The organism is Stenotrophomonas sp. TWI1409 (genome assembly GCF_039673015.1).
Classification (GTDB): domain Bacteria; phylum Pseudomonadota; class Gammaproteobacteria; order Xanthomonadales; family Xanthomonadaceae; genus Stenotrophomonas; species Stenotrophomonas maltophilia_A.
In genome coordinates this window covers 33,328-47,112 of the sequence record NZ_JBDJKU010000005.1, presented here as the reverse complement: position 1 = coordinate 47,112, position 13,785 = coordinate 33,328, and the positions used below count along the sequence as shown (strand labels likewise).

At 64.2% G+C, this 13,785-nt stretch carries 10 protein-coding genes; 4 read left to right on the top strand and 6 right to left on the bottom strand.

Features of this window, described 5'->3' with window-relative positions; translation table 11 throughout:
- Positions 1–102: 102 nt before the first annotated feature.
- The 3 genes from ABE423_RS03090 to sucC all read right to left on the bottom strand — a co-directional run bounded on the left by ABE423_RS03090 (position 103) and on the right by sucC (position 4,027).
- Positions 103–1,737, bottom strand: a complete 1,635-nt coding sequence (locus ABE423_RS03090; protein ID WP_100437657.1) for an NAD+ synthase — start codon at positions 1,735–1,737, stop codon at positions 103–105.
- A gap of 224 nt (positions 1,738–1,961) precedes the next feature.
- Complete coding sequence (gene sucD, locus ABE423_RS03085) at positions 1,962–2,837, bottom strand: succinate--CoA ligase subunit alpha (protein WP_005410793.1); 876 nt, start codon at positions 2,835–2,837, stop codon at positions 1,962–1,964.
- 20 nt (positions 2,838–2,857) lie between these two features.
- Positions 2,858–4,027: an ADP-forming succinate--CoA ligase subunit beta gene (gene sucC, locus ABE423_RS03080; RefSeq protein WP_004154430.1), complete on the bottom strand. Its 1,170-nt coding sequence runs from the start codon at positions 4,025–4,027 to the stop codon at positions 2,858–2,860.
- Between the two features lie 405 nt (positions 4,028–4,432).
- Here sucC and ABE423_RS03075 point away from each other — a divergent pair, with 405 nt between their 5' ends.
- Complete coding sequence (locus ABE423_RS03075; protein WP_049401617.1) at positions 4,433–6,046, top strand: ATP-binding protein; 1,614 nt, start codon at positions 4,433–4,435, stop codon at positions 6,044–6,046.
- A 60-nt stretch (positions 6,047–6,106) separates the two neighbouring features.
- Entirely contained in the window at positions 6,107–7,480 is a 1,374-nt protein-coding gene (locus ABE423_RS03070) for a sigma-54 dependent transcriptional regulator (RefSeq protein ID WP_346484942.1), read from the top strand.
- A 226-nt stretch (positions 7,481–7,706) separates the two neighbouring features.
- On the opposite strand, the gene pilB is transcribed toward ABE423_RS03070, so the two are convergent.
- The 3 genes from pilB to ABE423_RS03055 all read right to left on the bottom strand — a co-directional run bounded on the left by pilB (position 7,707) and on the right by ABE423_RS03055 (position 11,290).
- A complete protein-coding gene (pilB, locus tag ABE423_RS03065; RefSeq protein ID WP_346484940.1) occupies positions 7,707–9,434 on the bottom strand; it encodes a type IV-A pilus assembly ATPase PilB in 1,728 nt (575 codons plus the stop codon).
- A 112-nt stretch (positions 9,435–9,546) separates the two neighbouring features.
- Positions 9,547–10,713 carry an isoprenylcysteine carboxylmethyltransferase family protein gene (locus tag ABE423_RS03060; protein ID WP_346484938.1) on the bottom strand — a complete coding sequence of 389 codons (1,167 nt, stop codon included), beginning with the start codon at positions 10,711–10,713 and terminating at the stop codon, positions 9,547–9,549.
- Between the two features lie 109 nt (positions 10,714–10,822).
- Positions 10,823–11,290, bottom strand: coding sequence for a pilin (locus ABE423_RS03055; protein WP_049413358.1), 468 nt, complete (start codon positions 11,288–11,290; stop codon positions 10,823–10,825).
- A gap of 361 nt (positions 11,291–11,651) precedes the next feature.
- On the opposite strand from ABE423_RS03055, the gene ABE423_RS03050 reads away from it, so the two are divergent.
- A complete protein-coding gene (locus ABE423_RS03050; protein WP_182266603.1) occupies positions 11,652–12,911 on the top strand; it encodes a type II secretion system F family protein in 1,260 nt (419 codons plus the stop codon).
- Between the two features lie 8 nt (positions 12,912–12,919).
- The gene (locus ABE423_RS03045) at positions 12,920–13,783 is read left to right on the top strand and encodes an A24 family peptidase (protein ID WP_032128827.1); all 864 of its coding nucleotides are present in this window, start codon (positions 12,920–12,922) and stop codon (positions 13,781–13,783) included.
- Positions 13,784–13,785 lie beyond the last annotated feature (2 nt).

The window sequence follows — 13,785 nt, the reverse complement described above, 5'->3', positions numbered from 1 at the left end:
ATGGCTCGGCTCTACAGTAGATCCCAGTAGATCCATGCCATGCGTGGATGCACGGTACACGGGTTGCCGGCCAGCGGCCGGCACTACCCGCCAACCGCAGCTTCAGCCCTTGTAGCCGTTGCTGATCGGGTAACGACGCTCGCGGCCAAATGCCCGGCGCGAGACCTTCGGCCCCGGCGCGGCCTGGTGCCGCTTCCACTCGCTGATGCGCACCAGGCGCAGCACCCGGTCGACCACGGCCGCGTCGTAACCGGCCGCAACGATCTCCGTGCGCGACTGCTCCTGGTCGATGTAGCGGTACAGGATGCCGTCCAGCACGTCATAGGCCGGCAGCGAATCCTGGTCCAGCTGGTTCTCGCGCAGCTCGGCCGACGGCGGGCGGCTGATCACGGCCGGCGGGATCACCGGCGCGCCGCCCACGGTGTTGCGCCACTTGGACAGCCCGAACACTTCGGTCTTGTACAGGTCCTTCAGCGGCGCATAGCCACCGCACATGTCGCCGTAGATGGTGGCGTAACCCACCGCGTATTCGCTTTTGTTGCCGGTGGTCAGCAACAGGCCACCGAACTTGTTGGCCAGCGCCATCAGGATCACGCCACGGCTGCGCGACTGCAGGTTCTCTTCGGTCACGTCCGGCGCAGTGCCTTCGAACATCGGCGCCAGCGATTCCATCAGGCCCTTGAACGCCGGCTCGATCGATACCGCCTCCAGCTTCACGCCCAGTGCCTGGCACTGTTCGGCGGCCAGGTCGTTGGACAGGCCCGCGGTATAGCGCGACGGCAACCGCACGGCGGTGACGTTTTCCGCGCCCATCGCGTCCACGGCCATGGCCAGCACCAGCGCCGAATCGATGCCGCCGGACAAGCCCAGCCACACCTTCTTGAAGCCGTTCTTGCGGCAGTAGTCCTGGATGCCACGGGTCACTGCGCGCCAGGCCAGCGCGTCCATGCTCTCGTCGCCATCGTCCATCCACACGTGCGGCATGAAGCGGCGGGTTTCACCGTCGTACTCCACCACCAGCCACTGGTCGACGAAGGCGGCGGCGGCCGGGTGCACGGTGCCGTCGCCATCGGCCACCACCGAGGCGCCGTCGAACACCAGCGCGTCCTGGCCACCGACCACGTTGAGGTAGGCGATCGCCGCCCCGCTCTCACGGGTGCGTGCGGCCAGCACCGCATCGCGCTGGGCATGCTTGCCACGCTCGTAGGGCGAGGCATTCGGCACCACCACCAGCTGCGCACCGGCGCGCACGGTGTCGGCCAGCGGCTCGGCGAACCACAGGTCCTCGCAGATCAGCAGGCCGACCGGAATGCCGTTGACCTCGAACACGCAGCTGCCGCCATCCGGATCGACATCGAAGTAGCGGCGCTCGTCGAACACCGCATAGTTGGGCAGCTCGCGCTTGCGGTAGGTCTGCTCGACCAGGCCGTCACGCAGCACGCTGGCGGCGTTGTAGACCACCGCACCGGCCGCCTGCGGCCAACCAACCACGGCGGTGATGCCACGGCAGGCAGCAGCGATGCGGGCCATCGCCTGCTCGCACTCGTACAGGAAGCCCGGGCGCAGCAGCAGGTCTTCCGGCGGATAACCACTCACCGCCAGCTCGGGGAACATCACCAGCTCGGCGCCGTACTCGTCGCGCGCCTGGCCGATCATCTCGATGATGCGCTCGGTGTTGCCGGCGACATCGCCGACCGGGAAGTCGAACTGCGCCATCGCGATGCGGATCGAAGCCATGGGAATCCAGCCTGTGGTTGCAATGTGCCCATTGTAGCGCTGCGCCATGCGCGCGCCGGGCGCGCTCACTGCGTGGACAGCCCCGGCTCAGTAGATCCACGCCATGCGTGGATGGGGTTACCGGGATGGTCAGGGCACCAGACGCAGAAAGGCCGCCCGGAGGCGGCCCTTCTGTTTGAAGCAAGAGCGTCAGTCGAGCATGGCTCGACTCTACACAAGCGATCTTATTTCACCAGCTTGGCGATGGCAGCGCCCAGGTCGCCCGGCGAGCGGACGGTGACAACACCGGCAGCTTCCATGGCGGCGAACTTGCCTTCAGCAGTGCCCTTGCCGCCCGAGGCGATCGCACCGGCGTGGCCCATGCGCTTGCCGGCCGGAGCCGACGCACCGGCGATGAAACCGACGACCGGCTTCTTCACGTGGTTCTTGATGTACTCGGCGCCGGCTTCTTCAGCGTCACCGCCGATTTCGCCAACCATGATGATGCCTTCGGTCTGCGGGTCTTCGTTGAACAGCTTCAGGCAGTCGACGAAGTTCAGGCCGTTGATCGGGTCACCACCGATGCCGATGCAGGTGGACTGGCCCAGGCCGACTTCAGTGGTCTGCTTGACCGCTTCATAGGTCAGGGTGCCCGAACGCGACACGATGCCGATCTTGCCCGGCTGGTGGATGTGGCCCGGCATGATGCCGATCTTGCACTCACCCGGGGTGATGACGCCCGGGCAGTTCGGCCCGATCAGCACGGTGTCCGGATGCGAACGGGTCAGCACGTTCTTGACGCGCAGCATGTCCAGCACCGGGATGCCTTCGGTGATGCAGACGATGACCTTGATGCCGGCAGCAGCGGCTTCCAGGATCGCGTCGGCCGCGTACGGCGGCGGCACGTAGATGACCGAAGCGTTGGCGCCGGTGCTCTGCACGGCGTCGGCAACGGTGTTGAAGACCGGCAGGTCGATGTGGGTGGTGCCACCCTTGCCCGGGGTCACGCCGCCAACAACCTGGGTGCCGTACTCGATCATCTGAGTGGCGTGGAAGGTGCCCTGCTGGCCGGTGAAGCCCTGCACGATCACCTTGGTGTTCTTGTTAATCAAAACAGACATGGGAATTCCTTGGTGTCGAATCAGGCAGCGTTCTTGACAGCTTCAACGATCTTCTTGGCGCCATCGTTGATGTTGTCAGCCGGGATGATGGCCATGCCGCTGTCACGCAGCAGCTGCTTGCCTTCTTCCACGTTGGTGCCTTCCAGGCGCACCACGACCGGAACCTTGACGCCCACTTCCTTCACGGCGGCGATGATGCCTTCGGCAATCATGTCGCAGCGGACGATGCCGCCGAAGATGTTGACGAAGATGCCTTCAACCTTGTCCGAGGACAGGATCAGCTTGAACGCTTCGATGACACGCTGCTTGTTGGCACCGCCGCCCACGTCCAGGAAGTTCGCCGGCTCGCCGCCGTTGAGCTTGATGACGTCCATGGTGGCCATGGCCAGGCCTGCGCCGTTGACCATGCAGCCGATGTTGCCGTCCATGGTGACGTAGTTGATGTCCAGCTCCGAAGCGATCACTTCGGTCGGATCTTCCTGGGTCTTGTCGCGCATGGCGACCAGGGCCTTCTGGCGGAACGCGGCGTTGTCGTCGCTGTCGAACTTGCCGTCCAGCGCGTACAGGTTGCCGTCGTCCAGGATGGCCAGCGGGTTGATTTCAACCAGCGCCAGGTCCTTTTCGTTGAACAGGCGGTACAGGTTCACCATGATGCTGGCGAACTGGCCGGCCTGCTTGGCGGTCAGGCCCAGCTTGAAGCCGAAATCACGGCCGTGGTAACCCTGCACGCCTTCGACGAAGTCGACGTTCAGCGAGTGGATCAGCTCCGGGGTTTCAGCGGCGACCTGCTCGATCTCCACGCCGCCTTCCGAAGAGGCGATGTAGGTGATGGTCTTGGTGCCACGGTCGACCAGCACCGACAGGTACAGTTCCTTGACGATCTCGCCGGCGGTGGTCACCAGCACCAGGTTGACCGGCAGTTCAACGCCAGCGGTCTGGTAGGTGGCCATCTTGGTGCCGAGCATCTTGGCCGCAGCGGCCTTCACGTCGTCGGTGGTCTTGCAGAACTTGACGCCGCCAGCCTTGCCGCGGCCGCCAGCGTGGATCTGCGCCTTGACCATCCAGGGGCCCTGGCCCAGGGAGTTGGCAGCGGCAACCGCTTCGTCCGGGGTCGCAGCGACCTTGCCGGCCGGGACCGGGATGCCGTACTCGGCAAGCAGTTGTTTTGACTGGTATTCGTGGAAATTCATGCGTCACCGTGGGAATAGGAACGACCGCACGCAATTCCTCAGGGCCCCGGCGGGGCGCCGGCATGGACCGCGGCGGGCCCACTATTGTGGCCGAGCCAGCGCCGGGGCGCAAAGAAGTCTGTACAAAACGCCACACCCGGCCAGATTTCCACCGCCATTCAGGCAGTTGCGCCCGGGCCGGCGCTGACCACCGGTATCCACGGCAGGCCAAATGCGCGATCCCGGCGGCTCCGGCGGCGTCCTGCCGGGGGCCCTATACTGGTCAACCAAGGTGTGTAGTGTCGGGCTTGCCCGGCGGCTTCCACCGCAGGCCACATAGAAGCGACGAACCCGCCCGGCTTCAGGGGATGCCGGGCAGGGCCGCCGCAGATTCCAGACCCAGGCAGCCAGAAGGGGAGTTCCGGCGTGTCACCCAGTGCTTCATTGATCGACCGCATCGAATCGATTCCGCGGCGTGAGCTGTACTTCTTCGCGCTGTACCGGGTGCTGATCGCCGCGGTCATCGCCGGCCTGCTCTACAGCCCCCTGTCCGGCATGGTCGGCGAGGCCCATCACCCGCGTCTGGCCGATACCGTCGCGGCGATCTATCTGCTGCTGTCGCTGCTGGCCCTGGCGATCGGCCGCAACGAACGCTGGCTGCGCCCGATCGTGGTCAGCAGCGTGCTGGTGGACATCATCGCCGCCACCCTGCTGGCGCATGCCCTGCCCGGTGCCAGCGCCGGCATTTCGATGTCGCTGCTGTTCAACATCGCCGCCGCCGCCACCCTGCTGCCGCTGAGCTGGGGCCTGGGCCTGGCGGTTGCTGCCAGCCTGGCCACCGGTACCGAATACCTCTGGAAGGTGCTCGAAGGCGGTGACCCCACCCGCACGCTGGCCGAGCTGGCCATGTTCGCCACCAGCTACCTGGCGCTGGCCTTCATCAGCTACCAGGTAGGCAACCGCGCGCGCCGCAACCAGCAGCTGGCCAACCAGCGCGGCGACGAAGTGGCCAACCTGTTCCAGATCAACGAACTGATCATCCGCCGCATGCGCACCGGCGTGCTGGTGGTGGACGCCGACAACCGCATCACCCTGGCCAATGAAGCGGCCTCGATGCTGCTCGGCGACAACGACGGCATCGGTGAGACGGGACGGCTGGATCTGGCCAGTGCCGCGCCGGAACTGGCGCGCCGTCTGCAGCGCTGGCGCAACGGCTGGGCGCAGGACGAACTGCCGCTGCAGCTCAACCCCGACCAGCCGGAAGTGCAACCGCGCTTCGCCCGCCTGCTGGCCGGCAGCGAACTGGCGCTGGTATTCCTGGACGACTCCAGCGTGGTCTCGCGGCGCGCCGAATCGCTCACCCTGTCGGCGATGGGCCGCTTCTCGGCCAGCCTCGCCCACGAGATCCGCAATCCGCTGGCGGCGATCAACTACGCCGTGCAGCTGCTGGAGGAAGGCACCGGTTTCAACGAAAGCGACCGCCGCCTGCTGCAGATCATCCGCCAGCAATGCCAGCGCACCAACGGCATCGTCGAGAGCGTGCTGGGGCTGGCACGGCGCGAGCGCGCCACACCCGAGAACGTCGACCTGGTCGCCTTCGTGCGCCGCTTCGTGCTGGAGTACAAGCAGGGCCAGACGCTGGAGACCGACAGCATCGAACCGATCATCAGCGACACGGCGGTGATGGCGCAGGTCGACAGCAAACACCTGTACCAGGTGCTCACCGTGCTGGTGCACAACGCACTGAAGTACGGCCGCATCGGCCAGCAGCCGGCGCGCGTGCGCCTGCGCGTGGCGCAGCACGAGCGCAGCGCGGTGATCGACGTGATGGACCGCGGCCCCGGCATTCCCGAGAGCGTGGCCGCACAGCTGTTCCGCCCGTTCTTCACTACCTCCGAGCACGGCACCGGGCTGGGCCTGTATATCGCCCGCGAGTTGTGCCGCGCCAACCAGGCACGGCTCGACTACATCCCGGTGCCCGCCGGCGGCTCCTGCTTCCGCCTGGTGCTGCCTGGCCCGCACACGCTGTTGCCCACCTGATTCCAATTCTGTGCGTCAAACATTTGTCGCTTCCAGCCCCCTCGTTTATCTTTCACGCCCATGAACGAAACTCGCAGCGCCCTCGTCGTCGACGATGAACGCGACATCCGCGAACTGCTGGTACTGACCCTCGGCCGCATGGGGCTGCGCATCAGTACCGCCGCCAACCTGGCCGAAGCGCGCGAGCTGCTGGCCAGCAACCCGTACGACCTGTGCATCACCGACATGCGCCTTCCGGATGGCAACGGCATCGAGCTCGTCAGCGAGATCGCCCAGCACTACCCGCGCACACCGGTGGCGATGATCACTGCGTTCGGCAGCATGGACCTGGCCGTGGAAGCGCTGAAGGCCGGCGCCTTCGACTTCGTCAGCAAGCCGGTGGACATCTCGGTGCTGCGCGGCCTGGTCAAGCACGCGCTGGAACTCAACAACACCGAACGCCCTGCGCCCGGCCCCGCCACCGAACAGGCTGCACGCCTGCTCGGCGCTTCGCCGGCGATGGACGTACTGCGCACCACCATCGGCAAGGTCGCGCGCAGCCAGGCGCCGGTGTACATCCTCGGTGAATCGGGCGTGGGCAAGGAACTGGTCGCTCGCACCATCCACGCCCAGGGTGCGCGTGCGGCCGGCCCGTTCGTGCCGGTCAACTGCGGCGCCATTCCCGGCGAGCTGATGGAAAGCGAGTTCTTCGGCCATCGCAAAGGCAGCTTCAGCGGCGCCCATGCCGACAAGCCGGGCCTGTTCCAGGCTGCACACGGCGGCACCCTGTTCCTGGACGAAGTGGCCGAGCTGCCGCTGCAGATGCAGGTGAAGCTGTTGCGTGCCATCCAGGAAAAGTCGGTGCGTGCGGTCGGTGCGGCCAACGAAGAACCGGTGGACGTGCGCATTCTCTCGGCCACGCACCGTGACCTGGCCGAACTGGTCGAGGACGGGCGCTTCCGCCACGACCTGTACTACCGCATCAACGTGATTGAACTGAAGGTGCCGCCGCTGCGCGAGCGCCGCCAGGACCTGCCGGAACTGGCTGCCGCCGTGCTGGCGCGGCTGGCCCGCAGCCACGGCCGTGCCACACCGCTGCTGGCGCCGTCGGCGCTGGAAGCGCTGGCCCACTATGCGTTCCCGGGCAATGTGCGCGAGCTGGAGAACATTCTGGAGCGCGCGCTGGCACTGGCCGAAGAAGACCGCATCGGTGCCGACGACCTGCGCCTGCCGCAGCACGCCCCGCGTGCGCCCGGCGCCGCCGCTCCCGCCGAAGCGGTGGCCGACCTGCAGCCGGGCGGTGCCGCCCTGCCCTCGTACATCGAGCAGCTGGAGCGCAGCGCCATCCAGCGCGCGCTGGAAGAGAACCGCTGGAACAAGACCCGCACGGCCGCGCAGCTGGGGATTACCTTCCGCGCGCTGCGCTACAAGCTGAAGAAGCTGGGGATGGAGTAAGGGCCGAACGGCCCTGGTAGGTGCCAACTTTGGTTGGCGTGCGCCGCCGCGCCATCCACGCATGGCGTGGATCCACCCACCAACGTGGTAGTGCCGGCCGCTGGCCGGCAACCCAATGCATCGCGTCATCCACGCATGGCGTGGATCTACCCACCAACGTGGTAGTGCCGGCCGCTGGCCGGCAACCCCCATGCATCGCGTCATCCACGCATGGCGTGGATTTACCTCAATCCTTGGTAACGCGATTGATCTCGGCCAGGCTGGTCACACCCGCTGCCGCCTTCTTCAACGCCGACTGCCGCAGGTCATTCACCCCGATCTGCTGCGCCGCCTCGGCAATCTGCAGTGCGTTGCCACCGGCCAGTACGATGGTGGCGATCTCATCGGTCATCGGCATCACCTGGTAGATACCGGTTCGGCCCTTGTAGCCCTCGGTGCACTCATCGCAGCCCACCGCCTCGTACAACTGGATGCCCGCATCCAGCTGCGCCTGGGTGAAGCCCTCGGCCAGCAGCGCGTGCTCCGGCAGGTTCGCCGGTCGCTTGCAGTTGCCGCACAACCTGCGTGCCAGGCGCTGGGCGATCACCAGCGTCACCGAGCTGGTGATGTTGTACGGGGCGATGCCCATGTTCATCAGACGCGCGATGGTCTGCGGCGCATCGTTGGTATGCAGCGTGGACAGCACCATGTGGCCGGTCTGCGCCGCCTTGATCGCAATCTCGGCCGTCTCCAGGTCGCGGATTTCGCCGACCATGATGATGTCCGGATCCTGTCGCAGGAACGAGCGAAGCGCTGCAGCGAAGGTCATGCCGCGCTTGTTGTTCTGCTGCACCTGGTTGACGCCGGGCAAGCGGATTTCCACCGGGTCTTCGGCGGTGGAGATGTTGCGCGTCTCATCGTTCAGGATGCCCAGCGCGGTATACAGCGACACAGTCTTGCCCGAGCCGGTCGGGCCGGTCACCAGCACCATGCCGTACGGCTTGTGGATGGCGTCGTGGAACAGCTTCTGCTGGTCCGGCTCGTAGCCCAGCTTGTCGATGCCCAGCTTGGCCGCGCTGCCATCCAGGATACGCAGCACCACCTTCTCACCGAACAGGGTCGGCAGCGTGCTGACGCGGAAGTCGATCTGCTTGCTCTTGGACAGGTTGAGCTTGATGCGGCCGTCCTGCGGCACGCGCTTCTCGGCGATATCCAGCTGCGCCATCACCTTCAGGCGCGCGGCGATGCGCTGGTTCAACTTCACCGGCGCGCGCGCCACCATCTTCAGCAGACCGTCGATGCGCAGGCGCACGCGGTAATCGTCTTCGTAGGGCTCGAAGTGGATGTCCGATGCGCCCTTGCGGATGGCATCGACCAGCACCTTGTTGACGAACTTCACCACCGGGGTGTCGTCGCCCTTGGCGTCGATGCCGGAGTCGCTGCCCGCGTTGTCTTCGTCGCCCAGTCCAACGTCGAGGTTGGCCATGCCCTCGTCGTCGCCGCCCAGCGCATCGCCGATGGTGTCGTGGCTGGCGTGCCACTGCTCCAGCGTGCGGCGGATCTGGTCTTCATCCACCAGGATCGGCTCCACCACCAGATTGGTGTGGAACTTGATCTCGTCCAGTGCATGGGTTGGGTTGCTGGTACCCACAAACAGCTTGCCACCGCGCTTGAACAGCGGCAGCACGTTGTGTTTGCGCAGCAGTTCCTCGCTGACCAGGCTCATGGCGTTCTGGCTGGCGTCGAAGGTGGACACGTCGAACAGCGGCATGCCGAACTCGACCGCGTTGGCGGCGGCGAGCTGCGAGGCGCTGACCAGCTTGTTCTGCGCGAACCACGTGGGCAGCGGCTGGCGAGCGGCCGTGGCCTTGGCCATGGCGTCGCGGGCGGAGGCCTCGTCCAAGACGCCGTCTTGGACCAAGCGGCGGGCCAGGCCGGTGATGCCGACGAGGTTGGGGGTGGTAGTTGCGTTCATGATCAGGACCTTGGAACAAACAGGGAACGATACCTCGGCATACTCTGCCTCGCCCTTTGCACTGGGAAGGGTCAGGATAGCCACCAGAGGTCGCTAGCCACCAAGCCTTTACTCAGGACTGAGATCGAGTCATTTTCAAGCCACATCGTCGCAGAATTGACGCGATCCCGTTGTCGTCAATCCACTCTGCATAGCGCCTGTAGTCGGCATCCATCAACAAGTGGCGTTCCTCTGTACGAGCACGGACCCAGTAAATTGCATTGACCGCCAGCATAGCCAGACAAGACAACAGAACCCCAACCGCCCCTCCATTTGAGATGAAAGGCACTGAAACAAGCCACCAGGAAAGGTTCTTACATATATAGGCCGGATGCTTGGTCCAGCGATAAGGCCCATGCGTGATGATTCCGCGGTGGGTCAAATTGGAGAAACGGGTCCCAAATACAACGGTGGACCATGTGTAGACAAATGTCAGCAGAAGAATGGAAATCGCCCAAATAGCCGCAAGCGCACTCCCCTCGGAAAGCCAATTCTTCCAATCATTTGCGTTCCGCGCAATCAACCAAGTATCCAGAACCAGCGCACTCAACGGCGGATAGCATGCCAGTGCTGACAACCATCCAAGCACCGTCGAGTCAACCGATCGAATCTCTCCCCCAAGATGCTTAGAGGTTGAAACATATCCGATCACACCGAATGCAGTGTCGATGGCATATAGGGCAATCATTCCCAGGGCATACCAGCGAAGTGATCCTGTGGACGGAAGTGCGTACTCAAGACTCGCTAGCCATGTCCACGACCACGCAAGCATCAAGGGCAAGAAAAAGCACTTTACGCACCACGCCAAGAGAGCATTTCGCTGACACTCATTCGGCCGCCCCCCTTCAAACCACGCTCTGACAGCATCTCCTGCGTCAGGAATCGTCGAGCCCAACAAGCTTGGGCGGAGCAATCCCAATACAAGCAGGATGCTACCGGCGACGAGCAAGAGGGGCAGGGTGAGTGCAACACCAGCTCCACTATCGCCACCCAAAAGGAACTGCAGAAACAAAATTGCAATCTGCAAAAGCAAAATCGTGAATATCCCCAACAGCACACTTCTTCGATCATGCATCGGCGGCGCCTGCGGCAACCGTCTCCATTCGAACAGCCACATAGGAACTGCTGCGCCCAGGACCAGCAGCGCCCACAGCGTATAGCTATCGCATTCAAATGATCTGCCAAGTACAAATCCCAACAACGCGCCAAAAGCTCCCCAGCTTCCGACACGCGCCCGCACTGCAGACTCAGGTCGCCTGCTCATACAGTCCAGCCTCCCCAGAAAAACAAAACGGGGGACCGCACCGGCCCCCCGTTTCATCAAATCCTAAGCACTAAACTAAGCGCAATTAGGTGCCACTGGTGCCGCCGCCGCTGGTGCCGCCGCCGCTGGTCGAGGCTGCACCCTGACAGGAGCCCGGGCGGAACTTAGTGTCGATAGAGCCACCGCAGGTCCAGCTCGGAATCACACCCTTGCTGCCGTCGCCTTCCGGGGTCAGCGTGATCGTCTGATCATCGATCAGGGTGTCACCAATGGCGCGAGCAGTAGCGACGATCTTGCCCCCCTTCCATTCCAACGTCTTAACGTACTTGGTCGGCTGGAAATCCGGCTTCCAGTCGTCGCCCGGCAGCTTGTTGTTGCTAGCCGCGTACTCCGACACGTCGGTACGCAGCGAAGAAGCAGCCAGGATAACTTCCGAAACCTTGGCCTTCTTGGTGTAGTTCGAGTATGCCGGCAGCGCAATGGCAGCCAGGATGGCGATGATCGCAACAACGATCATCAGTTCGATCAGGGTGAAGCCCTTTTGGTTCTTCATGGTGGTACATCCCCAAGATAAGTGGTGGTTGATGTCGGGGGTGGCGGCCGGCCGGTCGGATGACCGGATGAGCAGGCTGCCCTTCCCCGCGGGTGGATCAACGCAGGTTACGTGCCAATCTCCCATGGCAGCGTCTCCCCGATTTCCCCGCGCCAATGATGGCAGCAATTTCGCGGATGGGAACCCCCCAGGAGCGAATCTGCGATGGACGCGGCAATGTGACGCGGTACGTCACCTTTCGTCTCGCATGGTCGAAAACCCTGCGCGGCGTCACGCCAGCAGGCTCCCCGGACGGCCCTGAACCGGCTACCATCGCCGGTCAGGATGCCCGCCTGGGGATGGCGGGCCTTGGGGAGCCAACATGTCTGTCAGTCGCAGTGCGATCAAGAAAGAGCCCGTGGCGCGTAGCACCATGGAGCTGCAACCGTTTGTCTGGGAGGGGACCGACAAGCGGGGTATCAAGATGAAGGGCGAGCAGTTGGCGAAGAACGCCAATATGCTGCGCGCCGAACTACGCAAGCAGGGGATCAACCCCGGTCAGGTCAAGCCCAAGCCGAAGCCGCTGTTCGGCGCGGCCGGCAAGCCGGTGAATGCCAAGGACATCGCCTTCTTCAGCCGGCAGATGGCCACCATGATGAAATCCGGCGTACCGATCGTCTCGGCGCTGGAAATCATCGGCAGCGGGCACAAGAACCCGCGTATGAAGAAGATGGTGGATGGGATCCGGGCTGACATCGAGGGTGGCTCTTCGCTGCATGAAGCGATCAGTCGACATCCGGTGCAGTTCGACGAGCTCTACCGCAATCTTGTGCGCGCCGGTGAAAGCGCCGGTGTGCTGGAAACGGTGCTGGACACGATCGCTTCCTACAAGGAGAACATCGAAGCACTGAAGGGCAAGATCAAGAAGGCCCTGTTCTACCCGGCCATGGTGCTGGTGGTGGCCTTCCTTGTAAGCACCATTCTGCTGGTCTGGGTGGTGCCGCAGTTCGAGGAAGTCTTCAAGAGCTTCGGTGCCGACCTGCCGGCTTTCACCCAGATGGTGGTGAACCTGTCCCGCTTCATGGTGTCGTGGTGGTGGCTGATGGCCATTGTCATGATCGGATCGGTGGTCGCCATCGCCATGACCTACCGGCGCTCGGAGAAGATGCAGCACACGGTCGACCGGCTGGTGCTGAAGGTGCCGGTGATCGGCCAGATCATGCATAACAGCTCGATTGCCCGTTTCGCCCGCACTACGGCGGTGACCTTCAAGGCCGGCGTGCCGCTGGTGGAGGCGCTGGGCATCGTGGCTGGCGCCACCGGCAACAAGGTCTATGGCGAAGCCGTCCTGCGCATGCGCGACGACGTCTCGGTGGGCTATCCGGTCAATATGGCCATGAAGCAGCTGAACCTGTTCCCGCACATGGTCATCCAGATGACCGGCATCGGCGAAGAGGCGGGCGCCCTGGACGCCATGTTGTTCAAGGTGGCTGAATACTACGAGCAGGAAGTGAACAATGCCGTGGATGCCTTGAGCAGCCTGCTGGAACCGATGATCATGGTGTTCATTGGTACCATTGTCGGTGGCTTGGTCATCGCGATGTACCTGCCCATCTTCAAACTCGGCGCCGTCGTCGGCTAAAGGTATCAATGGCATTTCTCGACCAGCACCCCGGCCTCGGCTACCCCGCCGCGGCCGCCCTGGGACTGCTGCTGGGCAGTTTCCTGAACGTGGTCATCCTGCGGCTGCCCAAGCGGCTGGAGTGGCAGTGGAAGCGCGATGCGCGCGAAGTCCTGGAGGAACCGGACTTCTATGAACCACCCCCACCGGGGATCGTGGTGGAGCCGTCGCATTGCCCGCACTGCAAGCACAAGCTGAGCTGGTACGAGAACATCCCGCTGTTCAGCTGGATCATCCAGGGCGGCAAGTGCCGGCACTGCAAGGCGCCGATCTCGCTGCAGTACCCGCTGGTGGAGGCGCTGACCTCGGTGCTGGTGCTGGCCTGCGTCTGGCAATTCGGCTTCGGCTGGCAGGGCTTCGGTGCCATCGTGCTGACCTGCTTCCTGATCGCCCTGTCCGGCATCGACCTGCGAACGCAGCTGCTGCCCGACCAGTTGACCCTGCCGCTGATGTGGCTGGGGCTGATAGGCAGCATCGACAATCTGTACATGCCGGCCAAGCCCGCCCTGGTGGGCGCGGCGGTGGGTTACCTGTCGCTGTGGACGGTCTGGTGGCTGTTCAAGCAGCTGACCGGCAAGGAAGGCATGGGCCACGGCGACTTCAAGCTGCTGGCGGCCCTGGGCGCCTGGTGCGGGCTGAAGGGCATCCTGCCGATCATCCTGCTGTCGTCGGTGCTGGGCGCCATCATCGGTTCGATCTGGCTGTACAGCCGCGGCCGTGACCGCGCCACGCCCATCCCGTTCGGGCCGTATCTGGCCATCGCCGGCTGGCTGTACTTCATGTGGGGTGCGCCGCTGGTGGAGCAGTACCTGGTGATGAGCGGGCTGCGCTGAGG

Bases quoted from the DNA above. Each gene is read 5' to 3' on its own strand.
- ABE423_RS03090 (WP_100437657.1), bottom strand. From the start codon at position 1,737: ATGGCTTCGATCCGCATCGCGATGGCGCAGTTCGACTTCCCGGTCGGC.
- sucD (WP_005410793.1), bottom strand. From the start codon at position 2,837: ATGTCTGTTTTGATTAACAAGAACACCAAGGTGATCGTGCAGGGCTTC.
- sucC (WP_004154430.1), bottom strand. From the start codon at position 4,027: ATGAATTTCCACGAATACCAGTCAAAACAACTGCTTGCCGAGTACGGC.
- ABE423_RS03070 (WP_346484942.1), top strand. From the start codon at position 6,107: ATGAACGAAACTCGCAGCGCCCTCGTCGTCGACGATGAACGCGACATC.
- pilB (WP_346484940.1), bottom strand. From the start codon at position 9,434: ATGAACGCAACTACCACCCCCAACCTCGTCGGCATCACCGGCCTGGCC.
- ABE423_RS03055 (WP_049413358.1), bottom strand. From the start codon at position 11,290: ATGAAGAACCAAAAGGGCTTCACCCTGATCGAACTGATGATCGTTGTT.
- ABE423_RS03050 (WP_182266603.1), top strand. From the start codon at position 11,652: ATGTCTGTCAGTCGCAGTGCGATCAAGAAAGAGCCCGTGGCGCGTAGC.
- ABE423_RS03045 (WP_032128827.1), top strand. From the start codon at position 12,920: ATGGCATTTCTCGACCAGCACCCCGGCCTCGGCTACCCCGCCGCGGCC.